This is a genomic window from Chloroflexota bacterium, from assembly GCA_038040195.1.
Lineage (GTDB): Bacteria > Chloroflexota > Limnocylindria > QHBO01 > QHBO01 > DASTEQ01.
In genome coordinates this window covers 1-26,832 of record JBBPIR010000012.1, presented here as the reverse complement: position 1 = coordinate 26,832, position 26,832 = coordinate 1, and the positions used below count along the sequence as shown (strand labels likewise).

25 protein-coding genes, 5 tRNA genes, 1 rRNA gene and 1 other RNA gene are annotated in these 26,832 nt (G+C 68.4%); 7 read left to right on the top strand and 25 right to left on the bottom strand.

All coding sequences use genetic code 11. The annotated features are described in order from the left end of the window. From AABM41_09475 to AABM41_09450, 6 genes are all read right to left on the bottom strand, one after another. Nucleotides 1–310 (bottom strand): 16S ribosomal RNA (locus AABM41_09475); the annotation flags it as partial. Nucleotides 311–603: 293 nt separating this feature from the next. After that, nucleotides 604–1,479, bottom strand: coding sequence for an SMP-30/gluconolactonase/LRE family protein (locus AABM41_09470; GenBank protein MEK6192526.1), 876 nt, complete (start codon nucleotides 1,477–1,479; stop codon nucleotides 604–606). Between the two features lie 51 nt (nucleotides 1,480–1,530). After that, nucleotides 1,531–2,346, bottom strand: a complete 816-nt coding sequence (locus AABM41_09465; GenBank protein MEK6192525.1) for an ATP-binding cassette domain-containing protein — start codon at nucleotides 2,344–2,346, stop codon at nucleotides 1,531–1,533. A gap of 16 nt (nucleotides 2,347–2,362) precedes the next feature. Then, nucleotides 2,363–3,682, bottom strand: a complete 1,320-nt coding sequence (locus AABM41_09460) for a sugar ABC transporter permease (protein ID MEK6192524.1) — start codon at nucleotides 3,680–3,682, stop codon at nucleotides 2,363–2,365. Between the two features lie 80 nt (nucleotides 3,683–3,762). Continuing rightward, complete coding sequence (locus AABM41_09455; GenBank protein MEK6192523.1) at nucleotides 3,763–4,851, bottom strand: substrate-binding domain-containing protein; 1,089 nt, start codon at nucleotides 4,849–4,851, stop codon at nucleotides 3,763–3,765. Between the two features lie 156 nt (nucleotides 4,852–5,007). After that, the gene (locus AABM41_09450) at nucleotides 5,008–6,498 is read right to left on the bottom strand and encodes an FGGY-family carbohydrate kinase (protein MEK6192522.1); all 1,491 of its coding nucleotides are present in this window, start codon (nucleotides 6,496–6,498) and stop codon (nucleotides 5,008–5,010) included. Nucleotides 6,499–6,809: 311 nt separating this feature from the next. Here AABM41_09450 and AABM41_09445 point away from each other — a divergent pair, with 311 nt between their 5' ends. Beyond that, nucleotides 6,810–8,666 carry a vanadium-dependent haloperoxidase gene (locus tag AABM41_09445; GenBank protein ID MEK6192521.1) on the top strand — a complete coding sequence of 619 codons (1,857 nt, stop codon included), beginning with the start codon at nucleotides 6,810–6,812 and terminating at the stop codon, nucleotides 8,664–8,666. Nucleotides 8,667–8,708: 42 nt separating this feature from the next. After that, complete coding sequence (locus tag AABM41_09440; protein ID MEK6192520.1) at nucleotides 8,709–10,376, top strand: CRTAC1 family protein; 1,668 nt, start codon at nucleotides 8,709–8,711, stop codon at nucleotides 10,374–10,376. A gap of 54 nt (nucleotides 10,377–10,430) precedes the next feature. Here the strand turns inward: AABM41_09440 and recR are convergent, their stop codons facing one another. The 7 genes from recR to AABM41_09405 form a co-directional block, all read right to left on the bottom strand. Beyond that, the gene (recR, locus tag AABM41_09435) at nucleotides 10,431–11,045 is read right to left on the bottom strand and encodes a recombination mediator RecR (GenBank protein ID MEK6192519.1); all 615 of its coding nucleotides are present in this window, start codon (nucleotides 11,043–11,045) and stop codon (nucleotides 10,431–10,433) included. Between the two features lie 19 nt (nucleotides 11,046–11,064). Further along, nucleotides 11,065–11,382 carry a YbaB/EbfC family nucleoid-associated protein gene (locus tag AABM41_09430; GenBank protein MEK6192518.1) on the bottom strand — a complete coding sequence of 106 codons (318 nt, stop codon included), beginning with the start codon at nucleotides 11,380–11,382 and terminating at the stop codon, nucleotides 11,065–11,067. Nucleotides 11,383–11,386: 4 nt separating this feature from the next. Continuing rightward, nucleotides 11,387–13,048, bottom strand: coding sequence for a DNA polymerase III subunit gamma/tau (dnaX, locus tag AABM41_09425; protein ID MEK6192517.1), 1,662 nt, complete (start codon nucleotides 13,046–13,048; stop codon nucleotides 11,387–11,389). Between the two features lie 89 nt (nucleotides 13,049–13,137). After that, nucleotides 13,138–13,402, bottom strand: an RNA gene (gene ffs, locus AABM41_09420) — signal recognition particle sRNA large type. Nucleotides 13,403–13,425: 23 nt separating this feature from the next. Further along, nucleotides 13,426–13,513, bottom strand: a tRNA-Ser gene (locus tag AABM41_09415). Between the two features lie 26 nt (nucleotides 13,514–13,539). Continuing rightward, a tRNA-Ser gene (locus AABM41_09410) sits at nucleotides 13,540–13,626 on the bottom strand. Between the two features lie 28 nt (nucleotides 13,627–13,654). Then, nucleotides 13,655–14,098, bottom strand: coding sequence for a nucleoside deaminase (locus tag AABM41_09405; protein ID MEK6192516.1), 444 nt, complete (start codon nucleotides 14,096–14,098; stop codon nucleotides 13,655–13,657). Nucleotides 14,099–14,151: 53 nt separating this feature from the next. Here AABM41_09405 and AABM41_09400 point away from each other — a divergent pair, with 53 nt between their 5' ends. Then, entirely contained in the window at nucleotides 14,152–15,588 is a 1,437-nt protein-coding gene (locus tag AABM41_09400; protein MEK6192515.1) for a phospholipid carrier-dependent glycosyltransferase, read from the top strand. Nucleotides 15,589–15,606: 18 nt separating this feature from the next. Here AABM41_09400 and wecB read toward each other — a convergent pair whose 3' ends face one another. Both wecB and AABM41_09390 read right to left on the bottom strand, forming a co-directional pair. Continuing rightward, nucleotides 15,607–16,773 carry a UDP-N-acetylglucosamine 2-epimerase (non-hydrolyzing) gene (gene wecB / locus AABM41_09395; GenBank protein MEK6192514.1) on the bottom strand — a complete coding sequence of 389 codons (1,167 nt, stop codon included), beginning with the start codon at nucleotides 16,771–16,773 and terminating at the stop codon, nucleotides 15,607–15,609. Beyond that, complete coding sequence (locus AABM41_09390) at nucleotides 16,770–17,591, bottom strand: glycosyltransferase family 2 protein (GenBank protein ID MEK6192513.1); 822 nt, start codon at nucleotides 17,589–17,591, stop codon at nucleotides 16,770–16,772. The genes wecB and AABM41_09390 overlap by 4 nt, the downstream gene beginning before the upstream one ends. 212 nt (nucleotides 17,592–17,803) lie before the next feature. On the opposite strand from AABM41_09390, the gene AABM41_09385 reads away from it, so the two are divergent. Beyond that, nucleotides 17,804–18,781, top strand: coding sequence for a lysylphosphatidylglycerol synthase transmembrane domain-containing protein (locus AABM41_09385; GenBank protein ID MEK6192512.1), 978 nt, complete (start codon nucleotides 17,804–17,806; stop codon nucleotides 18,779–18,781). A 175-nt stretch (nucleotides 18,782–18,956) separates the two neighbouring features. On the opposite strand, the gene AABM41_09380 is transcribed toward AABM41_09385, so the two are convergent. From AABM41_09380 to AABM41_09365, 4 genes are all read right to left on the bottom strand, one after another. Then, entirely contained in the window at nucleotides 18,957–19,049 is a 93-nt protein-coding gene (locus AABM41_09380; GenBank protein ID MEK6192511.1) for an LPXTG cell wall anchor domain-containing protein, read from the bottom strand. A gap of 141 nt (nucleotides 19,050–19,190) precedes the next feature. After that, complete coding sequence (locus AABM41_09375) at nucleotides 19,191–19,670, bottom strand: hypothetical protein (GenBank protein ID MEK6192510.1); 480 nt, start codon at nucleotides 19,668–19,670, stop codon at nucleotides 19,191–19,193. A gap of 127 nt (nucleotides 19,671–19,797) precedes the next feature. Then, a tRNA-Arg gene (locus AABM41_09370) sits at nucleotides 19,798–19,873 on the bottom strand. Between the two features lie 11 nt (nucleotides 19,874–19,884). Then, nucleotides 19,885–19,976: transfer RNA gene (locus AABM41_09365), tRNA-Ser, on the bottom strand. Nucleotides 19,977–20,088: 112 nt separating this feature from the next. On the opposite strand from AABM41_09365, the gene AABM41_09360 reads away from it, so the two are divergent. The 3 genes from AABM41_09360 to AABM41_09350 are packed head-to-tail and all read left to right on the top strand — an operon-like array spanning nucleotide 20,089 to nucleotide 22,077. After that, complete coding sequence (locus AABM41_09360; protein MEK6192509.1) at nucleotides 20,089–20,964, top strand: hypothetical protein; 876 nt, start codon at nucleotides 20,089–20,091, stop codon at nucleotides 20,962–20,964. 23 nt (nucleotides 20,965–20,987) lie between these two features. Beyond that, nucleotides 20,988–21,569 (top strand): thymidine kinase, encoded by a 582-nt coding sequence (locus tag AABM41_09355; protein ID MEK6192508.1) that lies wholly within the window; start codon nucleotides 20,988–20,990, stop codon nucleotides 21,567–21,569. Between the two features lie 4 nt (nucleotides 21,570–21,573). Further along, complete coding sequence (locus AABM41_09350) at nucleotides 21,574–22,077, top strand: hypothetical protein (GenBank protein MEK6192507.1); 504 nt, start codon at nucleotides 21,574–21,576, stop codon at nucleotides 22,075–22,077. A gap of 11 nt (nucleotides 22,078–22,088) precedes the next feature. On the opposite strand, the gene AABM41_09345 is transcribed toward AABM41_09350, so the two are convergent. The 6 genes from AABM41_09345 to greA all read right to left on the bottom strand — a co-directional run. Continuing rightward, nucleotides 22,089–22,814: a trypsin-like serine protease gene (locus AABM41_09345; GenBank protein ID MEK6192506.1), complete on the bottom strand. Its 726-nt coding sequence runs from the start codon at nucleotides 22,812–22,814 to the stop codon at nucleotides 22,089–22,091. Between the two features lie 209 nt (nucleotides 22,815–23,023). Continuing rightward, nucleotides 23,024–23,111 (bottom strand) — tRNA-Ser (locus AABM41_09340). Nucleotides 23,112–23,144: 33 nt separating this feature from the next. Further along, nucleotides 23,145–23,615 carry a DUF4396 domain-containing protein gene (locus tag AABM41_09335; protein MEK6192505.1) on the bottom strand — a complete coding sequence of 157 codons (471 nt, stop codon included), beginning with the start codon at nucleotides 23,613–23,615 and terminating at the stop codon, nucleotides 23,145–23,147. After that, the gene (serS, locus tag AABM41_09330; protein MEK6192504.1) at nucleotides 23,612–24,886 is read right to left on the bottom strand and encodes a serine--tRNA ligase; all 1,275 of its coding nucleotides are present in this window, start codon (nucleotides 24,884–24,886) and stop codon (nucleotides 23,612–23,614) included. The genes AABM41_09335 and serS overlap by 4 nt, the downstream gene beginning before the upstream one ends. Continuing rightward, nucleotides 24,883–26,490 carry a lysine--tRNA ligase gene (gene lysS / locus AABM41_09325; protein MEK6192503.1) on the bottom strand — a complete coding sequence of 536 codons (1,608 nt, stop codon included), beginning with the start codon at nucleotides 26,488–26,490 and terminating at the stop codon, nucleotides 24,883–24,885. Before lysS ends, serS begins: the two co-directional genes overlap by 4 nt. Before the next feature lie 10 nt (nucleotides 26,491–26,500). Next, on the bottom strand, nucleotides 26,501–26,832 hold a 332-nt coding region (greA, locus tag AABM41_09320; GenBank protein ID MEK6192502.1), incomplete at its 5' end, for a transcription elongation factor GreA.

The following is a 26,832-nucleotide window of genomic DNA, read 5'->3' as shown; positions in this document are numbered from 1 at the left end:
TGGCTGATCATCCTCTCAGACCAGCTACCGATCGTCGCCTTGGTGAGCCGTTACCTCGCCAACTAGCTAATCGGACGCAGGCCCCTCCGGAAGCGCCTTTCGGCTTTGGACGGCGATCCGATTCGCCGACCACATGCGGTATTAGCCACCCTTTCGGGCAGTTATTCCCCACTTCCGGGTAGGTCACCTACGCGTTACTCAGCCGTCCGCCACTAGGTTGATCGAGCAAGCCCGATCAACCCCGTTCGACTTGCATGTCTCATGCACCCCGCCAGCGTTTGTCCTGAGCCAGGATCAAACTCTCCGAACAAAAAACCAGTGGACTCGCCTTGCGGCTACTCCACCGGTAATGGGTCCAGACGTTGGTCCCGCTGACTCGTGTGGGTTCCTGTCACTCTTCAGCTGATAAGGCAACGCCACCGATTGGATCGGCTTCGTTCGATTCGAGGCCTCCTTGGGAGAAACCCCGGTGTCCGCGCTGCGCGACACGGTGTCGCCGTTCACGGGCCACCTGCCGGTGGTCTACCGGCGACTGGTGAGTCTACGAGCGACCTCCCAGACTGTCAACCGGGAGCCCGCCATCGCTCGGCGGAGGCGTCAGGGTCAGGCTCCAAAGAAGGTCGCCGCCGCCATCCCGCGGACGCCTGGCCGCAGTCGGAAGACCGCACCCGCGAGCGGCTGCGCCGAGCGCTCCTCCGCCGAAAGCCCTTCGGAAGCCGAGGTAACGAAAAGTTCGTCCAGGTTCTCGCCCCCGAACGCGCAGCTCGTCGGCTGGGTGACCGGCAGCTTGATGACCCGGTCGAGGCGACCGTGAAGGTAGCGATGCACGGCCGCGCCGCCCCAAAGGGCGACCCACAGCCCCCCTTCCGCGTCGATGGTCATGCCGTCAGGCGCCCCGATCTCGGGGGAGATGTGCACCAGCGGGCGCCGATCGCCGATCTCCCCGGTCGATGGCGTGAACGAGAAGGCGTCGATCCGCTGCGTTGGGGTGTCGATGAAGTACATCGTGCGCCCGTCGACGCTCCAGGCAAGCCCATTGGAGATCGTCACCCCACTGAGCACCTGCGTCGCTCGAGCATCCGCGTCGAGGCGATACAGGGCACCAGCCGCCGGCGATTCGTCGTAGGCCATCGTGCCCGCCCAGAATCGCCCCGCAGGGTCGCACTTGCCGTCGTTGAATCGCAGGTCCGGCCGGGCCTCGGGAATGCGGGCCATCGGATAGGGCGACCCCATCCCGACGACCCAGAAGCCGTCCTGGAGCGCGGCCACGAACCCGCCGTTCGCCCGGGGCACGACCGCGCCGACGTGGAGCGGCACCTCGATCACGTCGCTGGTACCGGTTCGGGCATCGGTGAGGAAGATCCGTTTGGCGAGAACGTCGATCCAGACGAGTCGACCAGAACGCGCATCCCAGACGGGACCCTCGGCCAGCCGCGCATTGGCCGCGACCACTACTTCGACGCGATCGCCGACATCCACCTTCGTCCGCTCATCCTCGGTTTCGGTCGGCGCACGTGGGCGCCGGTGCGATCACGTGATCAGCTGGGCCATCTCCGTTTCGGAGACCTGCTCGGGAAGTTTCCCGATGATGATCATGGCCAGGACTTCGTCCTTGGTCACCTTGTGCTTGTCGACCGTGCCCACCAACTTGCCCTGGAGCATGACGCTGATCCGGTCTGCCAGGTCGAAGACATCGTGGATGTCGTGGCTGATGAGGAAGATGCCGATCCCCTGGGCCTTCAGCTGACTGACAAGCTCGCGGACCTGCTCGGTCTCCGCCGGCCCAAGAGCCGCCGTGGGCTCGTCCATGATCAGGATCCGGGCGTTGAAGTACACCGCCCGGGCGATGGCGACCGACTGGCGCTGGCCGCCGGACAGGGACGCCACTGGGACCTTGAAGTTCCTGAACTTTGGATTGAGCCGTCCCATGACCTCCCGGGTCGCCGACTCCATGGCGGCGTCGTGCAATGAGCCGAGCCTGGTGGTGATCTCGCGGCCGAGGAACAGGTTGGCCGCGGCGTCCACGTTGTCGGCGAGCGCCAGCGTCTGGTAAATCGTCTCGATCCCGTACTTCCTCGCCTCGTGCGGATTGGCGATCGAGACCTTCTCGCCGTCGATGTAGATCTCGCCGTCGTCCGGCGGATGCGCACCGGACAGGGTCCTGATCAGGGTGGACTTCCCGGCCCCGTTCCCACCGACGAGCCCCACGACCTCGCCTGCATGGAGGTCGACCGTGACATTGTTCACCGCATGGACGCCGCCGAACGAGACGCGGATGCTGCGCATCTCGACGAGCGGCGGGGCCGTCGAGTCGGTCACGGAGGTCGAAGGATCCTGGTCAGTCATGCGGTCTCCCTCCTGCTCACGCCCGGCGCCGCCGAAGCCAGCTGTCGAACCCGACCGCGCCAATGAGCACGACCCCAGCGACCATATCCTGCGTCGAGTTCTCAACCCCGATCAGGGTCATGCCCGTCGACAGAGACTGCATGACGACGGCCCCGAGCACGCCACCGGCGATCGTACCGATGCCACCGGCGAACGAGGTCCCGCCGATGACGGCCGCCGCGATGACCTGCAGCTCGACCCCAGTTCCCAGGGCGGACGTCCCCGCGTTCAGGCGCGCCGTGGTGATGACGGCGGCGACGGCGGCGAGCATCCCCATGACGATGAACGCCCTCATGATCGTCCAGCGGGTGTTGACGCCGGCCAGCACCGCGGCCTCCGGGTTGCCGCCGATGGAGTACACGTAGCGGCCGAACTTGCGTCGAGAAGCGAGGAATGCCATGAGGACGGCGATGCCGATCGCCATGAGGACCGGGATCGCGATCCCGGTCGGGATGATGAGACCTCCCGGCGGGATGGGGATCCCGTTCTCGATGGCATACGCCTCCGCCAGGGCCGGGGGCCATAAGTAGCTGTTGCAGACCCAGACGGCGGTGGCCACCACGAGACTCCCGATGACGCCGATCCCGACGTCGGCCCATATCGGGCGCACCGGGAATCCGTAGCGGCGGCGGCGGCGGCGATTGGCGACGAGACCGATGCCGATGGCGATGATCGCGATTCCGGCGACGATCCAACTCAGGGTTTCGCCAAGCGACCCCTTCGGCCCACCGCCGAGGAGCTGAAATGTGCTGTCGAGCGGGGCAATCGTCCGGCCACTCGCCAGCTGGAAGGCCGCGCCGCGCCAGATGAGGAGGCCGCCCAGGGTAACGATGAAGGAAGGGACTCCCATGAAGGCGATCACGAATCCCTGGAGAGCGCCGATCAGCGCGCCAAGGGCGATTCCGATGATGACCACGATGATCCAGGTGTACGGCTGACCCAGACCCAGGCCCAAGCCGTTGGGGATCCACTCCGTCTGAAGCAGAGCCATGATCATGGCCGTGAAGCCCAGCACCGATCCGATCGACAGGTCGATGTTGCGAGACACGATGATCAGCACCATGCCCGTCGTCATGACGGCGACCGCCGCCGACTGCACGGACAGGTTCCAAAGGTTGCGCGGGGTCAGGAACAGCCCGTCGGAGAGGACGTTGAAGGACAGCCACAGGACGGCGAGCGCCGCAACCATGCCAAAGAGCCGGAGGTCCACCTCCAGGCTCGACAGGGATGAGCGCACGGCTCCCCTGCCCCGCCCGCCGCTGAGTGGGGTCTCCATCGGGCCGGCCTCGGTCGTCATGACGCCTCGATCGTTAGAGGGCTAACGAGGCGAGCGCCCCGCCCCTGAGGGCGGGGCGCTCGTTTGCACCGACGTGCGGATCAGGGGCAGACGTCTACCGTTCCGGATGGAACATCGGCGCAGAGCTCTTCCTCAGTGAGCCAATCGAGGTCCAGAGCATCTTGCAGGTTGTCCCGCGTGATCGGCAGAGGATCGAGCAGGAGGGAGTAGGTGTCGAGCCCACCGGTCGACGTGCCCGCCACCGCACCGGTCACCTGCGAGATGTCGGGATTCTCGCAGAGCTCGAGGGCGGCCTCACCGGCTGCCTGGCCGAGCTCGGTCGCGTCCTTCAAGACGCTTACGATCTGCGTGCCAAGTGCGACCCGGTTGATGGCGGCGACGTCGCCGTCCTGGCCACCCACCGCGACCTCACCATCCAGGCCCTGCTCAGCGAGCGCTGCGATGGCACCCCCCGCCATCCCGTCGTTCTGTGCGAGAACCGCCTGGATGTCGTTGTCGTTCGCGGTCAGCATGTTCTCCATGTTGGTCTTGGCGTTGTCCGGGAGCCACTCGTCGGTGTACTCCTCCCCGACGATGGTGATGTCACCCGCCGCGATCAGGGGGTCGATGACCTCCGCCATCCCCTCGCGGAGGAACAACGGGTTCGTCTGGCCCTCCTGGCCCTTGATGATCACGTAGTTGCCGGTGGGCTGAGCCGCCGTTACGGCCTCGGCGATCATCCGGCCGACCCCGACGTTGTCGTGGGTCATGAAGAGGGCGGCTTCACTCTCGAGCTCGCGGTCGTACGCGATGACCGGGATCCCGGCATCGATGGCCGCCTGGAGCGACGGCAGGATCGCCTCGGGATCGACGGAGTTCAGGACCAGGACATCAATTTCGGCGGCGAGCAGGGCCTCGACGTTCGACGCCTGCGTTTCGTTCGAGTTCGCCGCATCGTTCCCGGTGTACTGGGCACCCGCGGCCTCCAATACACCCTGGATGCCAGGCTCGTCTCGGAGCCCGTAGCGCTCCTCCTGGAAGGTCGCCCACGCCACGCCGACGTGGCAATCGCCGGTAGCCGCCTGGCTTCCTCCTGCGGACGCATCGGGGCTCCCGCTGGCCGACGCTTGACAGGCGGCCAAGATGATGGCCAGGACCGCAAGGCCCGCGGCCGTCCTTCGAATGGACAAGATCCTCTCCTCCTCAGTTTCAATGAACCACGTGCGTGGAACCACGAGCGTGGCAGGGTCGCGTAGGCTAACTGTAGCGGGTTGGCGGGTGATCGCCAAGATCGAGTTGGCAGCCGATTGGCCTGAACATGCCCGGGTCCTGGGGGCCTGATGATGTCAGCCGAGAACCGTTTCGTAGAGGGCACGCTGGCGAGCCCGCGCCGCCACGTAGCGGGCCACGCGCTCCGGGTCGGGCCGGACAGTCCGAGCACGCGGTCGGGGAACCGCGGTCACGTCGTCCAGCGCGCCGGACCCACGGAGTGCCAGCAGCGCGGCGCCATGCCGCGAGGCTTCGAACATCGGTGCGACGGCAATCTCCCGCCCGAGCGAATCGGCGATGACCTGCGCGAGCAGACGCGAGCGAGCCAGCGCTCCGCCTGACGCGATCACGGTTGGAGCCTGGCCCAGAAGGTCGGACAGCCGATCGTCGATCGCGGCGAAGCCGAACGCGATCGACTCCAGGATCGCCCGGTACACCGCGGCTTGGTCGCTGTCCGCATGGAGTCCTGCCAGGACGCCGCGCGCACGATCGTGGTACCCGAGACCCCGTTCGCCGAACGCATACGGGAGCACGGTGAGCCCATGGCCGTCTGCGGCGACCGCAGCTGCGGCTCGTTCCAAGGAGCGGCGCGAGCGCCCCAGCAGGCGACTCGCCCATGCAAGAAGCCCGCCTCCTTCGCTCAACTGGCCCCCCGCCACCGTCCCCGCGCCGAGCCGATACGCGAACAGACCTGGCGTGATCGGCGGTGCGGGATCCGCGATAAAGGCGCGCAGCGCGCCGGACGTGCCGACCATGAGGGCCGCCCTGCCGGGGGCCGTGGCAGCCAGTCCCACGTTGCCGCAGCTGCCGTCGCCCCACGGAGCGAACCACGACAGGTGAGCAAGCTGCGGCCAGCGCTGCGCGGAGGCAGCGGACAGCCGACCGAGGGGCTCGTCATCGGCAACGATCGGGGGAAGATCGCCAAGTTCGATGTCCACCTGCTCGAGCAGCTCGGACGACCAGGTTCCTTGAGCCCGGTCGAGCAGCCCGGTCCCGGACGCCATCGACCGGCTCACGGCGGCGCGTCCAGTGAGGGCCTCCATGAGCAGTTCGGGGAATCCGGCCCAGTGCCGGATCCGGGGTTGCTCCTGTCGGAGCCGAAGCACGCGTGCCGGCCAGTAGCTCGCGTGGATGGGGACGCCGGAAACCGCGTGGGCCCAGTCGGGATCGATCCGCCCTCGGAGCGCAGCCGCTTCACCGGCGCTCGTCGTATCAGCCCACGAGAGGACGGGCGTCACGGGCCTCCCGGCCACGTCCAGCCCGGAAATGCTGTGGAAGAAGCAGGAGATCCCGCCGGCGACGACTTGCAGGGGGAGAGAACCGGAGACGTCCACGACCTGGTCGAGGGTTTGGCCGACCAGATCGAGGAGCGTCCGATGGGAGAGTCGAACCGAGACGTCAGAAGCCATCTCCCAGGCGTACGGAACCTGCACAGCGGTCCCCGTGAGCGTCCGACCAAGGCGGTCGTGGACGGCGGCCCGAACCGAGGACGAACCGATGTCAATGGCAAGGACAAGGGGCCGATCAGCGCGACGCGGGTTAATCGCTCCCGGCTCGATGACCTTCACCTCACGCCGTTCATCAATCCTCGGCTTGCTGGTCATACCCGGTCAGACCGGTTGATGGATGGTGCCACCTCGGCGTCCTCGACGCCACCGCGGCACGGCGGATCCAGCCATATTGGACCTCGAGTCCCGCCGGCGCGGCACGACGGCCAGCCAGCCGTCCGGAGCCAGGTTGATGCTGGGGGCCGGCGCGGCCGCGCTCGCGACCGACCACCTTCACGCCGTCCTCCCCGACACTTCGCGTTCTGGGCATTGCTACCATGCCCGCCGAAACGCTGCGAAACGTACGAGGACACGGCGTGCCATCGCGCCGGATGACAAGGGCCAAGGTAGCCGGACTGCTCGGGATCGCGCTGATCGTGGGTGGTCTCATCGTGGTCCGGCCCTGGTCCCAGGAGCCAGAATGCCCGGCGCCGGCAAATCATCCGGAGTGGTCTGTTGCCCGGCGCTGGGATGAGGCGCTGCTGGACGCCATCCGCCGTTCACTTCCGAATCCCCCGGTTCATGCGCGTAACCTGTTCCACCTCTCGGCAGCCATTTGGGATGCGTGGGCGGCCTACGATCCGCACGCGTCCGGCTATCTCGTCACGGAGAAACACGGGGCGTGGGATGTGCGTGCGGCACGCAACGAGGCGATCAGCTACGCCGCCTACGGGATCCTGACCTCCCGTTTCCGCAGTGCCGTTGGCGGCGCGGATTCGCTGTCGGAGTTCGCCAATGTGATGGACGCCCTGTGCTATCCGCTCGACGTAACAACCACCGAGGGAGACTCCCCGGCCGCGGTCGGCAATCGCATCGCGGCCACGATCATCGCCCACGGGATGACCGACGGCGCGAACCAGGCCGAGGGGTACGCTGCCCCCGACTACCAGCCGGTCAACCCCCCTCTGGTGGTGGCTGGATCCGGTACGACCATGAGGGACCCGAATCGATGGCAGCCGTTGAGGATCGAGAACATGATCTCGCAGAACGGGATCCCCATCGTCAATGGTGTTCAACAGGCCGTCGCTCCGCATTGGGGCCACGTTGCCAGTTTCACCCTGCCCGATGGCGGGGCGGACGGAACGCCGATCGATCCAGGCCCGCCCCCACGCCTCGGCGATCCGGCAACCGACCAGGCGTTCAAGGACCAGGCGGTCGAGGTGATCCGGGACAGCAGTGTCCTCGAACCCGCGACCGGGAGGGCAATGGATATTTCGCCCGGCGCGCGTGGGAACAACGCCCTTGGCACGAACGACGGCGAAGGTCACGCTGTCAACCCGGCGACCGGCATGCCATACCCCCCGGACGTGGTGGACGAAGGCGATTTCGCCCGCGTCATGGCCGAGTTCTGGGCCGACGGACCCAAATCCGAGACGCCGCCCGGCCACTGGAACGCGCTCGCCAACCTTGTCTCCGACGAGCTCGCACCCGACCTGCGGATCGGCGGCACGGGACCGGCCGTCGATCGACTCGAGTGGGACATCAAGATGTACTTCGCCATGAACGCCGCGGTCCACGACGCGGCCATCGCGGCCTGGGGGCTGAAAGGCCGCTACGACAGCACACGCCCGATCTCGATGATCCGATACATGGGCGGGCGGGGTCAGTCGAGCGATCCCGGCCTGCCGTCCTACGATCCGGAGGGCTTGCCCCTTGTCCCCGGCTTGGTTGAACTGATCACGCAGGAGACGAGCGCCGCCGGAGAACGCCACGCGGCCCTCGTCGGCCGCGAGGGGGAAATCGCGATCCACGCTTGGACGGGCAATCCGCAAGACCCGACGACCCAGGTCGGTGGAGTTGACTGGATCCTGGCCGTGGATTGGGTCCCCTACCAGCTGCCGACCTTCGTCACGCCAGCGTTCCAAGGGTACATCTCCGGGCACAGCACCTTCAGCCGAGCGGCTGCCGAAGTCCTCGCCGGCTTTACTGGCAGCGAGTACTTCCCGGGTGGGGTAAGCGGCTACACGATCGAGGCAGGATCGCTCAAGTTCGAGGTTGGCCCGTCAGCCGACGTCCGCCTGGAGTGGGCCACGTACTACGACGCGGCCGATCAGGCGGGCCAGTCACGCCTCTACGGAGGGATCCACGTGCAGGCAGACGACTTCATGGGGCGCACTGTCGGCGCCCAGTGTGGGATAGCCGCCTGGGCCAAGGCCCAGCTGTACTACGTTGGGCAGGTCGCGCGCTGATGGCCGCCGACCACCTGCCATGACCGCGGCATCAACGATTTCGTGAGTCGCTGGCTCAGCGGCCCCGGCCTGGCTCGGGCCGGGGCGCTGGTGGGTGTCATCCTGGTGATCGCTGTCGCCGCCGCACTGCTGGGCCGGGCCACGCCGACTTCCGCGATGGGGGCGCCCCACTTCGTCGAGGAGGCGGCCGGAGCAGGCATCGACCACGTGTATGGGGGCGAGTTCACGTTTGCCATCGGCGGAGGAGTCGCGGTGTTCGACTGCGATGGCGATGGCAGACCTGAGCTCTACCTGGCCGGTGGGAGCAATTCCGCGGCGCTCTATCGCAACGAGAGCCCTGTCGGCGGAGCACTGCACTTCAGCCGAATCCACGACTCCGCCGTTGATCTCCGCGATGTCTTCGGCGCCTATCCACTCGACGTCGATGGTGACGGCGAGGTCGACCTGGCCGTTCTGCGGGGTGGAGAGAACGTCATCCTGCGAGGGCTCGGAGGCTGCCGCTTCGAACGAGCCAATGAGGCGTGGACGTTTGACGGCGGCCACGCGATGACCACCGCGTTCAGCGCCGCGTGGGAGGGTTCGGCGCGCCTGCCTACTATCGCCCTGGGCAACTTTCGAGTCCTCGATCCGGCGGCGGAACCGACCAGAGACTGCCCCGACAACCAGCTATTCCGACCAGACGCGACCGGGATGGGCTACGGCACCCCGCGCACGCTGAGCCCCGGCTACTGTGCCCAATCGATGCTGTTCAGCGATTGGGATCGCTCGGGCCGGCGCGACCTGCGGGTCAGCAACGACCGCCACTACTACGACTACGTCAACGGTCAGGAGCAGCTCTGGCGGGTGGCGACCGGCGAAGACCCGCGTCTGTACACGGACGCCGACGGGTGGCTGCAGCTCCAGATCGAGGGCATGGGGATTGGCAGCTATGACCTCACGTCGGATGGGTTCCCGGAGTTCTACCTCACCAGCCAGGGCACAAACAGGCTCCAGACCTTGACCACCGGTCCGGAGACTCCGACCTACCGCGACGTCGGGCTCCAGCACGGAGTGACAGCGTTCGGGCCATTCACGGGCGGTGATACACGGCCTTCGACGGCCTGGCACCCCGAGTTCCAGGACGTGAACAATGATGGATTCATCGACCTGTTCGTCTCCAAGGGAAACGTCGACGCACAGCCCGATTACGCCGAGCGGGATCCCAGCAACCTCTTCCTTGGCCAGCCCGACGGAACCTTTGTTGAGGGAGCTGAGGCGGCCGGCATCGTGACGTTCTTGCGGGGCCGCGGAGCCGCCCTCACCGATTTCAACCTGGATGGCATGCTCGACCTCGTCGAGGTCAACTTCAAAGATCGCGTGCTTCTCTTCCGCAACGTCGGAGCCGGCGACGCCACCCAGCCGATGCCGATGGGTCACTGGCTGGCGCTCCGCGTCGTCCAACCCGGACCCAACCGCGACGCGATTGGTGCCTGGACCGAAGTCAAGATCGGCGACCTGCTGCTCCGGCGGGAGCTGACGGTCGGCGGAGGTCACGTCGGGGGCCAGCTCGGCTGGATCCACTTCGGCCTTGGTCCGGCCGCCGACGCAGAGGTCCGCGTCCAGTGGCCCGACGGCGAAACCGGCCCTTGGATCGGCGTCAGGGCGGACCAGTTTGTCGTGCTACGGCGAGGCGCGAACTCTGCGGAGCCGTGGCTCCCGGACGGCAGCTGACTGCCCGTCGGTATGGAGGTTGCCGAGTGGATTCCGACTGAGAACCCATCGGCGTCAGGGGCGCTCGACCTGGCGCCGGCCCTGGAGGGAGCGGATGAGGGTCACGTCATCGGCGTACTCGATGTCGCCGCCAACCGGCACGCCGCGCGCGATTCGGGTCACCGCCGGCACCGACGTCCCCAGGAGTTCGGCCAGGTACATGGCGGTCGCCTCGCCCTCCAGGGTGGGGTTGGTGGCCAGAATGACCTCGGCCAGTCCGCCGCCCTCCGCTCGCACCAGCAGCTCGCGGGCCTTGATCCGCTCGGGACCGATGCCGTCGATGGGGCTGATGGCGCCGTGCAGCACGTGGTAGCGGCCCTGGAATTCGCGGGTGCGCTCGATGGCCAGCACGTCGAGTGGCTCCTCGACCACGCAGATCCGGGTCGCGTCGCGCCGGGGGTCGGCGCAGATGGCGCACGGGTCGACATCGACCTCGGTGATGTTCCAGCACTCCGAGCAGTAGGCGACCTGCTCTTTGACGGCGACCAGCGCCTCCGCCAGGGCCCGGGCCTCGTCGGCGGGGCTGCGAAGCACGTGGTAGGTGAGCCGCTGGGCGGTCTTGGGCCCGACTCCGGGCAGCCGGTTGAAGGCCTCGATCAGGCGTGCGACAGGGGCGATCAGACCAGCCATGGACCGATTTCGGTTCGGTTCAGCGCAAGCCGGGCAGGCCGGGCAATCCCAGGCCGCCGGAGATGGCCGCCATCTTCTCCTCGGCCAGGCGCTTGCTCTGGGCCAGCGCGTCGGTGACCGCGGCAAAGACCAGGTCCTGCAGGAGCTCGATGTCGGACGCGTCCACGGTGGCGGGGTCGATCTCGACGGCCCGCAGCTCCTGGGCGCCGGTCATCACGACCCGGACCGCTCCTCCACCGACGCTGGCCTCGACCGTCGTGTCGCGCAGCTCCTGCTGGACGCGGGCCATGTTGGCCTGCATCTCCTGGGCCATGCGGGTCAGCTGACCGATGTTCACCGCGTCAGCGGACCTCGGGCGCGTCCACCAGCTGGCCGCCGGTGATCTCCAGCGTGCGCTGGAGGAGGGCCGCGGCCTCCGGGCTCTCGTTCGGCGAAATGGCCTGCTCGACGGTCAGCGGCTCGAGTTCGACCGAGGCCGCCACGGCCTCCACCGACCAGCCGCCGCCGAACATGTCGCCCAGCAGGTCTTCGATGGATCGCGCGCGGCCCGCGATCAGGCCGCGCATGAACTCGCGACCCTCGGGAAAGGCGAGGGTCAGCCGAACGCCGTGCAGCTCGTAGGGGCGGCACTCCTTGATGAGCGGCTTGACGACAGGGTGGGCGCGCTCGACCACCTCGCCCCACCGGGAGCGGACCTCGGCCAGGGTGGGCCGCACGCCGTCGGGTGACGGGAGAGGGGTTGAGTCGGCGCCCTTGCCCTCGGTCGGTGGCGGGGCTGGAGCCGGGTCGGCGAAGGCGAGCCGAGCGGGCGGGGTCGCCGCTGCCGGCGGAGCGGGCCGCGGGTTCGGCGTCGCGGGCCGTGCGGTCGCGGGCCGCGGGGTCGCGGGCGCCGCCGCTGGTACTGGTCGGGGCACCCCGGCCGCTTCCGCCGGCGCGGTGACCGTCGCCGCTGCGGCAACGGGTTGCGTGGCAGAGTCGATGGCCAGCAGCTCCAGCTGGAGCCGAGCCCGGCCGTCGCGGGCACCGGCGGTGCCGGCCTCGGACGCGGCGCGCAGGATGGTCGCCAGGCGGCGCGCGAGAGCCGGGTCGGTCGGCGCGGCCAGCAAGCGCCGGCGCCCCTCCCCCTCGAGCTGTTGCGCGACCTGGCCCAGGTCACGGCCCGCATCGGACAGGTCGGCGATCCGCTGCAGAGCGCCGGGAGCCTCGCCGCTCACCAGGGCGTCGAGCAACCCCGCGATCGCCTCCTCATCGGCCAGTCCGACGGCGTCCCGAACCGAGTCCACCGCCACCCGGTCACCGGCATAGGACATGACCTGGTCGAGCAGCGACTCGGCGTCGCGCATCCCCCCATCGGCCAGTCGGGCGATGAGGTCCAGGGCGGCCGGATCGGCCTGCACGCCCTCCGCGCTGGTGATACGGGTCAGCTTGGCGGCAATGACATCGGTCGCCAGCCGGCGGAAGTCGTAGCGCTGGGTGCGGCTGATGATGGTGGGCGGCACCCGGTGGGTATCGGTCGTGGCCAGGATGAAAACGACGTGGTCGGGTGGCTCCTCGATCAGCTTGAGCAGCGCGTTGAACGCGTGCGGGCTGAGCATGTGGACCTCGTCGATGATGTACACCCGGCGGCGCAGGTCCGATGGCGCGGTCAGGGCCCGCATGACCAGGTCGCGGGCGTCCTCCACCAGGCCGTGGGAGGCGGCATCGATCTCGATCACGTCCAGCGCGCGTCCGTCGCGGATGGCCACGCAGGCGGCGCACCGATCACAGGGCTCGCCATCGTCGCCGCGCTCGAGGCAATTGATTGCCTTGGCCAGGATGCGGGCCGTCGAGGTCTTGCCCGTGCCCCGGGGGCCGACGAAGAGGTACGCGTGCACGATCCGATCGGTGGCCACCGCCCGGCGCAGGGTGTTGACGATGGGGTCCTGGCCGACCAGCTCCGCGAAACGCTGGGCCCGCCAGCGGCGGTACAGCGCGCGTCGCGGACCGGCAACGGGAGCGTTCAACTCGAGATTGGGATCGGCTGGCACAGCGGTTTAGGGGCCCTTCAGCATGACCCGCTAACCCTACACCGAGCCGCGGGAAGGGGATTCGGCCGTGCGCCCGGCATCGAGCGTCGCCCCCCGCATTCGCGCCGGAACCCGGCTCCAGCCAGGTCATCCCACTGCCGCCGACGGGGATCGCTTACCGCTGCTTCCTTCCGGACCTGACGGGGTTCACGGGCCGCCGCTGCGTGGGACCCGACTCTCAACGTCGGGCGCCGTCGTGGGGGGCGGAGGTCGACGACCTCAGCCGGGATGTCAGCCCCGCTGAAGCGGATTGCGGGTACAGGGCACCGCTAGTTCCCCGCCTAAGCACGGCCGGCGCGGATGGTAGCAGGCAGTGGCGGAGAGGGGGGGATTCGAACCCCCGACGGGTTGCCCCGAACCGCATTTCCAATGCGGCGCCATAGGCCTCTAGGCGACCTCTCCGCGGGGTGGCGGCGGAGCCCTGCAGGTGGCGGAGAGGGTGGGATTCGAACCCACGGTGCTCATCGCACACCGCTTTTCGAGAGCGGCACCATCAACCACTCGGACACCTCTCCGGCGGGCGAGTCTAGCAGAGGGGTGCGCTCAGGCCGGCAGGACCGCCTCGTCGTTCAGACGCCGAGCTTCCGCCTCCCGCACGCCCGAGATCACGGCAATCTGGTGCGGCAGGACCGGGCTCCGAGCCAGGTCCAGGACCGATCCCGCGCAGCCGCGTTCCGGGTCCCGGACGGCGAACACGAGGACCTCGACGCGGGCCTCCACCAGGGCGCCCACGCACATGGCGCATGGCTCGTGGGTGGCGAAGATGGTCACCTCGCTCAGGCGGTGGCCCTCGAGCTTGCCGGCGGCAGCCTGGACGGCACGCAGCACGGCATGGGCGGTGGGATCGTGGGTCTGCTGGCGGCGGTCGTGCTCTCGGCCGATCATCGCGTCGTCAAGGACGGCCACCGCACCGCTGGGGCTCTCGCCCTCTTCTGCTCCCCGGCGCGCTTCGGCGATCGCCTCGGCCATGAACAGCTCGTAGTTCACCGGACGCCGAGTCTAGCAGGCCGGTCTGCCCCACCCTGCCGTATCCTCTGGCGGTGGGCTGGTCCCGACTCGATACCCTCCTGCTCGGGACGCTCGTAGTCGCCGCCGCCGCCCTGCGGCTGACCGGCCTGGACCATCCGCCGGGCTTCGTGTTCGACGAGATCTTCTACGCCCAGAACGCATGCCTGCTGGTGGCCGGGCCTGGGGTGTGCGGGATCGCCGAGCCACTCAGCAACGCCCATCCCCCGCTGGGCCAGTGGCTCATCGCCAGTGGGATTGTGGTTTTCGGCTACACCGAGTTCGGCTGGCGCATTGCGGCGGCCCTGGCCGGGATCGTGACCGTGGCCGTGCTGTACGTCCTCGCCCGGCGGCTGCTGACTCCGGTGGGGGGAACCGCGGCGGCCATCGGGGCCGCGGCGGCGGCGGGGCTGCTGGCCCTGGACTTCCTCCAGCTGGTGCATTCGCGAGTCGCCATGCTCGACGTCTTCCTGGCGCTGTTCATCCTGGCGGGGATGCTGTTCGTGGTGCTGGACCGAGATCGGCAGCGCGACAAGCCCCCCACCGGTCTGGCCCGATGGGCGCTCGGGCGGCCGTGGCGCCTGGCCGCAGGGCTGGCAATGGGCGCCGCTGTGGCGGTCAAGTGGAGTGGCGCGTTTGCCGCCCTCGTGATGGTGGGGTTTGTGGTGGCCAGTGAAATCGCGGCGCGGCGAGATGGCCGGAGCCTGGGAGCCATGATGCGGGTGGCATTCCGTGAGGAGGGGCTACGGACGGCGATCCTGCTGGGGCTGGTGCCCGCAGCGGTGTACGTGGCCAGCTACCTCGGAGTCCAGCCCGGGACGCTCATCGGTCTCCCGTGGCAGGAGGGAACGTTCTGGCAGGGGGTCGCGCGCCATCAGCTGGCCCTGGCCCGCTTCTACGTCGGGCTGGAGGGGCACCATCCATACGAGTCACCCGCCTGGTCGTGGCTGCTCTTGAAGCGTCCGGTCGCGTACTGGTTCGCAGCCGACGGGGTCTACCGCGAGGTCATGGCGCTGGGCAACCCGGCGGCCTGGTGGCCGGCAGTTGTCGCGGCCTTCGGGCTGACCGTGGCCTGGCTGCGGCAAGGGGTTCGGGTGTTTGCACCGGAGGCGGTCGTGGTGGTGGGGGTGTTGGCGACGTATGTGCCCTGGCTGGTCGTCGGGGCAACCTGGAACGGGCTCCTGTGGTACATCCTGCCCACCATCCCGTTCCTGTACCTGGGGCTGGGCCTGCTCACCGCGCGCGCATGGGGCAGTTTGCCGGGGCGGGTGCTGGCCGGGGTGGCGGGCGTTGTGGTCGTGGCGGCGTTCCTGGTCTATTGGCCGCTGCTGGTAGCTGCGCCGCTGTCTCCCGACGACTGGCGGCGGCGCATGCTGTTCGCCGACTGCGACCGTCCGGGTGCGACCACCATGACCCTGCCGGATGCGATCACCAGCTCCGGGCTGCCGCCCGACGGATGGTGCTGGATCTAGGCCCTCGGGGTCACCGTCTCAGCGCCGCTGGATCCTGCGAACTCCACCTGCAGGGTTGCGTGGATTCGCCCTCGACCGCAGGGAAGTGAGCTTCGGCCGGCCCGCGGCGCCACCGCGAGTCAGGATCAGGTCGACGATCCGTTCCCCGCTGTGCCCGTCGCCGAACGGGTTGATCCACGTCCGCGGTGCCCGATGCATCGCCGTGGCGCCTTCGAGAATCCGGTCCGGATCCGCGCCGACCAGCCGGTTGGCTCCGACCTCCACCGACTCGGGACGCTCGGTGTTGTCGCGGAGGGTGACGCACGGGACGCGGAGCGTGCACGCCTCCTCCTGAAGCCCGCCGGAGTCGGTCATCACGAGCCCTGCGCGCGATTGCAGGGCCAGGAACTCGTGGTAGCCCAACGGCGGGAGCCGGCGAACCATCGGGGCGACGGCAATGCCCAGCTCGGACAGGCGCTGCGTGGTCCGCGGGTGCAGGGCGACCAGCACGGGGATTTCCAGCGCTGAGGCAACCCGTTCGAGGCCCTCGAAGATCCCGCGCAGCCGGCCGGGGTCGGTCACGTTCTCAGCCCGATGCACGGTCGCGACTGCGTACTGCGACGGATGGACGCCAAACATCGCCAGCACCGGCTCGGGGTCGACACGGCCAAGCTGATAGAGCACCTCGTCGACCGCGGTGTTTCCGGTGACATGCACTCGCTCGGGCTCGATGCCCTCCCCCAGCAGGATGTCGCGGGCATGCTTCGTGGGGGCGAAGAGGTCCTCGGCCAGGTGGTCGACGAGGATGCGGTTGATCTCCTCGGGCATTGATCGGTCGTAGGAGCGCAATCCGGCCTCGACGTGGCCGACCCGAAGCCCCAGCTTGTTGGCAGCCAGCCCGGCAGCCAGGACGGAGTTCGTGTCCCCCTCGACCAGCACCTCGTCCGGCCGCTCGCCGACGAGCACGCTCTCGATGGCGCTGATGATGGAGCTGATCTGGAGCACGTGAGAGCCAGAGCCCACGCCCAGGTTGTGCGTCGGTCGCGGCAGTTCGAGCTGCTCGAAGAAGACCCCGTCCATCTCAAACGAGTAGTGCTGCCCGGTGTGGAGCACCACGAACGGCACGTCGCGCGTGAGACAGGCCCGGATGACCGGCGCCATCTTGATGATCTCGGGCCGCGTCCCCACCACGATGGCCAACTTCATGGCCCCACCGTCAGGTCGCGAGCTTCGACACTGGCGAGCCGGCTCCGCACCCGCCTTTCGGAGTACGTCGTGAAGCGCTCAACGAAGCGACGGGCGAGCAGCGCCAGCGTGTTGCGGATGGTGCGGACCACACGCATCTTGCTCTGCCCCACCCGTTCGCTGTAGTCAAGCTGCAACGGGACCTCGGTGGCGCGGATGCCGACCTGGCGGAGTCGGAGCAACAGGTCCATCACGGCCTCGAAACCGCGGGCGGTACACAGCTCCTCGCCGTAGACCAAGCGTGCCCGCTGAAGCGGAGGGATCCGGTAGGCCCGGAAGCAGCAGGAATAGTCGCGCACGCCTCTAATCGGGAACATGATCTGAAAGACGATTCGTCCGACGTCAGACAGCACCCGTCGGTAGGCCGGTACGCCGTGCACCTGTGATCCGGGCCGATAGCGGGATGCCACCACGAGGTCGTAGCCCTGCGCCAACCGTTCCAGCATGCTCGGGATGAGCCGCGGCGGATGGGTGTTGTCGCCATCGAGCATCACGATCACGTCGTCGGAATCCGCCCGTTCGAGGACCCAGTAGATGCCCGTGCGGACGCCGGCACCCAGTCCCAGGTTGGTGTCGTGACGGAGGACGTGCAAGGGTAGTGCGCCGCCCGTCTCGACGACCGCCGCCTCGGCCTGCGCAATCGTCTGGTCGGTACTGCCGTCATCAACCACGACTGCCAGGTAGCGATCGTTTCGCCCGCGCATGGCGACCTCCAGGGCGATGAGCGTTGGCCGGATCGTCCGTTCCTCGTTGTAGGCGGGGACGATGACGTAGATCATCCGGGTGCCCCGACCGTGGGCACGGCGCCCGGATCGGCCAGCGGCTCACAGAGGCAGATCAGCGCCGAATCGTTCACCGGCGCATGGTAATCGGCGCCGACTTGCAGATGATCAGTGGGACCGGTCCGTATGCTCTCGGGAATGGGCGGAATCTCATAGCCAGTCCATCTCGTCCTCGCGGGCGACGCCTCGCCGTCGGTCTGCTGGGGCCATTGATCAGCGCCGGGGCGATCGTGATCGTCCTGCAATCGGTGGACATCGGGCAGACGGCTGAGGCGCTAGCGGACACCCGGTTACTGGTCCTCGCGCCTTGCCTTGTGCTGGTGGCCGCCGGAATCGTCTTGCGGGCATGGCGCTGGCAACGACTGGTGGTCCCTGTCGCCGATCACACACCGCCGGTGCGCCGCATTGCGCCGATCGTCTTGATCGGGTATCTCGCGAACGCGGTCCTCCCGGCTCGTCTCGGCGAGCCGATCCGCGCCTACCTCTTGGCACGCCGCGAGAGCCTGAACGCATTCGAGGTCTTCGGGACCGTGCTCCTCGAGCGAATCCTGGACGTCGCGGTTCTCGCCGTGATGGCCTTCCTCGCATCATTGGCCCTTGGCGCGCCGCCGTGGGTGGTGCAGCTCACTGGGGTCGCAGCGGCCGGCGGATTCCTCATCATCGGTGTGCTGACGCTGGGGGGCCTGCGGACGGTGCTGCGCTTCCTCCACCGATTGGCCGACCATGGCCGTTTCGCGGCCGCCAGGATGATCCTCACGAGGTTGGACCAGGTCGCCCAGGGATTCGGCGGGCGGTCGCAGCGCCTCCCGGTTGCGGAAGCAGCTGGCCTCACCGTCGTCATTTGGCTCGTCGATACTTCGATCTGCTGGCTCGCGGCCCGGAGCCTTGGTGCCGACATCAGCCTCGCTGCCGCACTGCTCATCATCGGGGTCGGGGCTCTCGGGACGTCCGTTCCATCGGCCCCCGGCTCCATCGGCACGTTCGAGCTCGCCGCCTCTGCTGCCGCACGTGCCGTGGGCCTGACGGCACCTGCCGCGCTCAGCCTCGCGATCGTGGTCCACGCCACGACGCTGCTCCCGGTGGCCCTGGCAGGTGCTATCGCGATGTTCGCGTTGGGCTTGCGCAGCCTCTCCGACCTTGCGGGGGCCGCGAGGAAGAGCGTGGAGCCGAGCAACGGCGAACGCTAGAAGGCGAGGCTCCTTCCGGGGCTGGCGCGACCAGGCTGACCCTCCCTGACAAGAGGATCAATACCGGACCGCCACCCGAAAGGTGGTGCTGGATCTAGTCCCGCTGCGCTGACGCAGATGCCCCGACCGGAGAGCCGGTGATGGCCGGCTCGATCAGCAGCCAGCGTCGATGCGGCTAGGGATTCTGTCGTCGGCGAAACCAGATGGCCACGGCGCCCCCGAGCACCGCGATAAGGATGACGACGATGATGATCTGCGTGGTGTCCATTTCTTCCTCTCTCTTCGAACAGGTCCGGGTGTCCCACAGCCTGTCGACAAGTATGCGGCGACGACGAGGCGCGACGGTCCATTTAGTACGTGAATGGGTGGCATGCCCCGCCTAGGGCGGGGCCAGTGGCGAGCTCAGTCCTCAGCTCACCGCTTTCTTCACGAGCGCGCCGATCTTTGCCTCTGCGGCGGCATTGAGCTCCTTCAGCGCGAAGGACGTCGGCCACATGGCGCCTTCGTCGAGGTTCGCGTCGTCGTTGAAGCCGAACGTCGCGTACCGCGACTTGAACTTATCCGCGCTTGTAAAGAAGCAGACGACCTTGCCGTCCTTGTTGGCATACGCGGGCATCCCGTACCAGGTTCTTGGCGAGAGGGCCGGCGCGCTGGCTGTGACGATCGTATGGATCCGCTCGGCCATGGCGCGATCCGGTGCGGGCATCTCGGCGATCTTCGCGAGCACGTCGCGTTCCCCGTCCGCCTTGCCCGCGCGCTTGCCGCGGCGCGCGGCCGTCTTCCGCTCCTGGACGGTCTCCTTCAGGGCGGCCATTTCCTCCTCCGTGAGTACGCTGGACGATTTCTCGGTCGCGGTCGTGGTCTTGGCGGACTTCTCCTTGTCATTCATTGCAGGTTTCCTCCTCTGCGAGTCTTGATAGGGACGACCATCATGCTAGGGAGCCGAGAGTGGTCAGGGTCGAGGCGACGACGGCCCGCCGGGCCGTCTTAGAGGCCCGTTTCGTGCGTGAATGGGGTGGCGTGCCCGAGAGGACTCGAACCTCCGACCTTTAGGTCCGCAACCTAACGCTCTATCCGCTGAGCTACGGGCACCCGGCGCAAGCTGGCGGAGAGGGAGGGATTCGAACCCTCGGAAGAGGAAATCCCCTTCAACGGTTTAGCAAACCGCCGCACTAGGCCACTATGCGACCTCTCCGGAAGCGGCGCCGATGATAGCATCAGCTCCTCTGGACCCGGCCTCCTCCGGGCCGGTCCGGCCACGCCTCGGGAATGGCCGTGAAACGGCCCTGCAATCGAGAGACAGACCTGTGACGCGCCTACTCATCATCGGTTATCCCGTACCTGCCAGCCCGGCCGAAGCGGTCCAGCGGGCAGCGCTGCAGGCTGCCGGTCGCGAGGTGGAGATCGAGCGCTGGGAGCGGAAGCCGCACCAGCTCAGCGAGGCCCTTGGCGAGGTCGTCCACCCCGAGGTGATGGGGGCCATGATCGGCTCACCGCACAAGGAGAAGGCAGCGTCGCTCATCGGTCTGTTGTCCGACGAAGCCCGCGCCAGCGGCGCGGTCAACGCGGCCGTCAACCAGGACGGACGCCTGCAGGGGTACAACACCGATGTGGCCGGCGTGCGCGCCGGCCTGGAGTCCATCCTGCCCGAGGGCACTGCCCGGTGGCCGCGCCAGGCTGTCCTGCTGGGTGCCGGTGGGGGTGCCCGGGCGGTGGTATCGGTCCTGCTGGAGAGCGGGTTTGGCCGGATCGCCGTTTTCAACCGCCATCTGCACCGGGCCGAGGCGGTCGTCGCCCACTTCGATCGCGCGTCGCGCGAGACGGACCTCCGGGCCCTGCCCTGGCACGAGACGATCATCGAGGCGGAGCTGTCCAAGGCTCGCCTGTTGGTGAACGCCTCAGGCGTTGGCGCCGACACCGACGCCAGCCCGATCTCCGCAGCGCTGTTGCCGTATGAGCTGTACGTCCTGGACCTGGTGCTGAACCGGGCCGAGACGCCGCTCATGCGGGAGGCGGCGGCTCGGGACGGGATTGTCGCCAACGGTCAGGGCTCGTTCCTGGTGGCCCAGGCGGCGGCCTTCAAGCTGTGGACCGGCGAGGACGCGCCGACCGACGTGATGCGGACCGCGCTGGCGGACCACCTGGGCCTCCCCGAAGAGGGGCTCGCTGTCGTCGGCGACTGAGTCGCTCCGGCGGCCGGACCGTGATGTTCTACACGTCGGGCTGGGTCCACGTCATCTGCGGCTGCATGTTCTGCGGCAAGACCGACGAGATGCTCCGGCTCCTGCGCCGGTTCGCCATCGCCGGGCGCCAGGTGGTGCTCGTCAAGCCGCGGGTCGACACCCGGACCGCGGAGGAGTCGGTGGTGTCGCGGTCGGGGGCGCAGCATGCGGCGGTCAGCGTCGACACCTCGGCCGAGGTCGAGGCGGTGGTCGGGAACGCCGATATCGTGGCCATCGAGGAAGGCCAGTTCTGGGATGACGGCCTGCCGGAAGTCGTCGAACGCCTGGCCGATACCGGCAAGCAGGTCCTGGTCACGGGGCTGGACCAGGACTACCGAGGGAACCCCTTCGGACCCATGCCGCGCCTCATGGCGCTGGCCGATCAGGTCACCAAGCTGACCGCCATCTGCATGGTGTGCGGGGAGCCGGCGACGCGCACCCAGCGGCTGATTGATGGCCTGCCGGCCCCGGTCGACTCGCCGCTGATCATGGTTGGCGGCATGGGTGACGAGAAGTACGAAGCCCGCTGCCGTCTCCACCACGAGGTGCCGTCAGCGGCGGAGTAATGACATGGACGTGAGAATAGTGCTCGACGTGGTCACCACCCTGGCGGTAGTGATCGGAGTGGCTTTTGGGCTGATCCAGCTCCGCCAGGCCCTTCAGAACCGGCGCGATCTCGCAGCCGTGGACATCGTTCGAACGGTCCAGACCCAGGACGTGCGCCGGGCGGTTGAACGAATACTGAACCTGCCCATAGGCGCCGATCCAGCCGCTATTCGCGACGATCCAGGCATGCTGGATGCGGCGCTTGCGGTGGACAGCGCCTGCGAGATGTGGGGCTCGATGGTCTTTGAAGGTGTGGTCGACCATCGCCTGCTGGATCGGATGGTTGGCGGGTGGGTCCGCGGGACGTGGCTTCGGCTCAAGCCATGGGTCGAAGCCGAGCGCGCGGATGCCGCCAACCCGAACATTGGCGAGTGGTGGCAGTGGTTGTACGAGCTACTGGAAACCGACCCAGATCCTGGTAAGGCCCAGGGAGCGTACGTTTCATACCGAGGCCGACGGCGCCGCTAGTGGAGGGGCCGTTATGGCAGGGTGACGTACAGTCCCAGGAAAGCCCGCGCGGAGGGTGTGTCCAGGCGGTAGTCGACGTTCGTCGCGCGGCACATGAAGTCGCCGGTGATCGTGATGCCGGCGACGATATCCGTCTCGGTCCCTCCGACCCAGAGGAAGTTCGGGCCGCCGGAGTCGCCGTAGCACGTGCCGCCATCACCCAGCGACGGATTCATCGAGAGCCGAAGCCAGTTCTTATTGAGCGCGTTCAGCGGGCCGAAGGCGACGTAGCGGATGTCGGCGTAGTTGAAGGTCGGGCCGTGATCGATCGTCACGGACTGGGCCCCATAGCCGACCGCTGTGAACATGGTCCCACGCCTGAGGTTGTTCAACGACCCGGCCCCGGGGAGCAGCGCGGGCGTGATCACCGTCACCCCTGGCTGGGGGAAGACGACGACAGCGATGTCGTGCGGGTCGTTCTGCGCCTGGGTGTAATTCGGGTCCGCGTGCCACGTGCCCAGGTAGGTCGTCGACGTACCCGGGATGTAGGTCGAGTCGAACGTGACATAAACAGAGCTGACGCCCAGGTCGCAATGGGCGGCGGTCAGGAACACCGTCGGCGCGATCAGTGTTCCCGTGCAGGCCGCCCAGGTGCCGTCCGAATATGCCTGGGGTGCAAGCAGCGCACCTACTTCGGGATGCCCGTTTCCATCGGGCAGGCCATACGTGATTGCACCCGCTCCGGCAGGAACCAGCAACGTTGTGACCAATGCGATACCAGTGGCGATGGCTCTTCGCATCTGGATTTCCCTTTCCCTTGACTTCGCGCCGACCGCCGCGAGACGACCGATTGTCGGCACCCGGCGCGAGGACTGTCAATACGTCCGGCCCCGAAGTGGGTGACAGGTGGCACCGTGACTCAGGACGGCTCCCTAGGCGGGCCGAGCCGATCGGAGCGGGAATCGGATGGCGGAGGGGGTGGGATTCGAACCCACGGAGGCTTGCGCCTCAACGGTTTTCAAGACCGCCGCATTCGTCCGCTCTGCCACCCCTCCGGGCACGATTATCGGCGGCGCATGGGTGGCGGGCTAGTGATGCCCTTCGTGGTAGGCGGTGACCAGCGCATGACCCTGGCCGCGGGATAGCAGCCAGCGGTTAACCGGGAAGGCCACCACCCAGGCAATCCCGAGACCCAGCGCCAGGCTGCCCCAGAACAGCGGGTCGGTGAGGCCGGCCTCCATGGCCGAGGGAATGGCGAGGATCACCGCGTTGTCGACCGTCTCCATGACGATGATCGAAAGCGTGTCGGCGGCGAAGGCGACCCGCAGGGCGCGCCGAACGGGCAGGCCCGCGCGCAGCAACGGCCTCATGGTCAGGGCGTAGGCGGCGACGAAGGCCAGGACGATGGCCAGCCCGATCGACGGCAGCACGTCCCATCCCCACCAGGTGGCCAGCACCAGACCCAGCACCTCCCCGATCGCGCAGCCGGTCAGGCAGTGAGTGGTGGCGGAGACCGCCAGCCGATTCAGCGACGGCCCGCCAGCATGGGCGGCGCTCACGAGATGGTGTCAGTCCCCGGAAGGTATGGGCGCAGCACCTCCGGCACGCGGATGGACCCATCCGGCTGGAGGTGGGTCTCGAGCAGGGCCGCGACCGTCCGTGCCAGGGCCACGCCCGAGCCGTTGAGGGTGTGGACCAACTCGGGCCGGGCATCGGCTGAGGATCGGTATCGGACGTTCATCCGCCGCGCCTGGAAATCGGCGTAGTTCGAGCACGAGCTGACCTCGAGCCAGCGGCCCACCCCCGGCGCCCAGGCTTCCAGGTCGTAGCCGCGGGCCTGGGAGAACCCGACGTCGGCCGTGCAGCGCTCGACCGTCCGGTACGGCAGCTCGAGCGCTTCCAGGACCACTTCGGCGTCGCGCGTCAGCGACTCAAGCTCCTCGTCGCTGGACTCGGGAACGACGAATTTGACGAGCTCCACCTTGTCGAACTGGTGGACCCGCAACAGGCCCCGCGTGTCCTTGCCGGCGGCCCCCGCCTCGCGCCGGAAGCAGGGGGTATACGCGACGTAGCGGACCGGCAGTGACCCAGGGGGCAGGATCTCGTCGCGGTGGATGTTCGTGACCGGCACCTCGGCGGTGGGGGCCAAGTACAGGCCATCGCGCTCGATGGCGTACATCTGGCCCTCCTTGTCCGGCAGCTGCCCCGTGCCCCGGGCCGACTCGGCGGTGACCAGGATCGGCGGCCAGACCTCGGTGTAGCCGCGAGATGCCGCCATGTCCAGGAACAGACCGATGAGCGCGCGCTGGAGGCGCGCGCCTGCCCCGGTGTACAACACGAAGCCTGAGCCACCGATCTTGGCCCCGCGCTCGAGGTCGAAGAGCTTCAGGCGGGCGCCGATCTCCCAATGCGGCGGGCGCTCCCCGGGAGGCAGCGGCTCGCCCCACCTGCGCACCACCGGGTTGTCCTCCGGGCCGCCGCCGTCCGGCACGGCGTCGCGGGGCGGATTGGGCACGAGCAGGAGGTCGGCCTCGATGGCCGCCTCCACCTCCGCCAGCTCACCGTCCAGGGCGTCGATGCGCTCGCCAAGCTGGCCGAGGGACGCCTTGCGCGCCTCCGCTTGCGCGGTCTGCCCCGAGCGCATCAGCTCCCCCACCGCCCGACTGCCCTCGTTGCGCTCGTGCTTGGCGGCGTCGGCGTCGGCCAGCAGGGCGCGGCGCCGGCCGTCGGCGACCACGAGCCGGTCGATCACCTGCGGCCCTTCGCCCTTGCGGGCGATGGCGCGCTTGACGGCCTCGGGGTCGTCCCGGATGAGCTGGATCGAGATCACGCCACTCCTCCTGCGGCCCGGAGTCGCTCGACGACGAACGGCCGGTCCAGCGAGGCAAGGAGCCAACCTGCCCGCGGCCCGGACGGCCGCCCGAGAAACGCAGCGTACAGGGCGGCAAAGCCCGCCCCCGCCCCGAGGCCGCGCTCCTTGGCGGTGGCGAAGATGGCCGAGTGGAGACTTTCCCCCACCCACTCGGTGGCGGGCAGGGCGGCCAGCGCGTCCGCCAGCGATCCGAGGAACCCGCGCTGGTCCGGCGTCAGGTCGCCCACCGCCTCGGGCACCGCATCGCGGCGGACCTCGACTCGCGCCGCGGGCGGAGCGTAGGTCTCGAGCCACGCCCGGACCGCCCGTCTCCGCTCTTCGAGAATGACCAGCTCGCGCTCGGTGAGTGGACCGCCCTTCTCCGCCGCCACCCGTTCCGGGACGTCGATCCCCGGCAGCTGGACCAGCAGCGCCAGGTGGGCGAACGCGGGCCGATACGCGGCGGCCTCGGCCGCGACCTCCGCATCGGGGTCGACCAGGGAGGCGGCAAAGATCCGTTCGGCATCGGCGGGCAGCTCACCCCGGACGGGGCGGCCGGCGGTCGCGGCCGCCAAGCGGTCGAACTCGTCGACCAGGCGCGGGATGGCATCGGTCTGGTCCGGGTCGAAGTCAAACGCCACGTTGGGGCGGTGGCGCACGAAGAGCATCCGCAGCTCGTTGGGCGGCATGACGGCTGCGATCTCGTGGGCGGCCACGCCCCGCCCGCGAGACGTGCTCATCTTCCGGCCGCCGATGTTGATGAACTCGTACGGCACGTTGATCGGCGGCTCTCGCTCGAAGATCTGACGTGAAATCGCATCGGAGCGGTCGCGTGACCCGCCAGCCGTGGCAAGGTCCTTGCCGCAGCCCTCGATGGTGACCCCGAACAGGCTCCATCGGGCCGCCCAGTCAACGTTGAACAGAAGCTTGGCAGTGCCGCCGAACGGCGAGACCCGCCCCGCGTGGCCGCAGCCAGTCGCCCATTCCACAGCGTCCGGTTGGCAGGTGTACGCCACCCCGTCGCCATCCCAGTCGGTGGGCACCGTGGTCCCGATCCGCCCGCAGGACTCGCAAATGACGGACAGGGGCAACCAGCCGGGCTCCTTGTCCACGTGGCTGACGTCGCGGTAGATGGTGCGGATGGTGTCGGCGGCGTCCAGGGCGGCGCGGATGTATCGGTCCATCAATCCCCCGCCGTACACCTCGCTCATCCAGTACATCTCCGGGTGCAGCCCGAGCGGCTCGAACGTGCCGAGGAACAGCTCTCCGACGAAGTGGCGGGCGTAGCTGGCGGCGTTCGAGCCGGCGGGCGGCGGCACGGCGGACAGCGGCACGCCCATGTGTCGGTCGACCGCGTCGGGGGTGAGGAGAGCCGCGGTATCCATGGGGTCGAGGTCGTCGACCCCGTACCGGAAGGTGGCCTCCACCCCCACTCGGCGCAGTGAGCGCCAGATCTCGTCGTGGATGACCGGGCCTCGGAGGCTGCCGACGTGGACCGTGCCGGAGGGGGTCTTCGAGTCGTTGACGACCTGTGGAGTCCCCGATTCAGCCGCCCTGGCCGCGATCTCGTCGGCCCAGAACACGGCGGCGCGGTTAGCGGACGCTGACCAGCGTGTAGGTCACCGGTCCGGCCGGGGCCTGGACGGTGACCGAGTCCCCCTTCTTGTGGTCCATGAGCGCCACGCCGACCGGCGACTCGTTGCTGATCCGGCCCTCCCGCGGAGCGGCTTCGGCCGAGCCGACGATGGTGAACGTCTCCTTGCCATCCGGGCCCTGGATGACGACGGTCGACCCGATGCGGACCTTGTCCCCGTTCGGATGCTCGATGACCTCGGCGTTCTTGAGCTGCGCCTCGATGGTCGCGATCCGCCCCTCCAGGAACGACTGCTCCTGCTTGGCGTCCTCGTACTCGGCGTTCTCGGTGA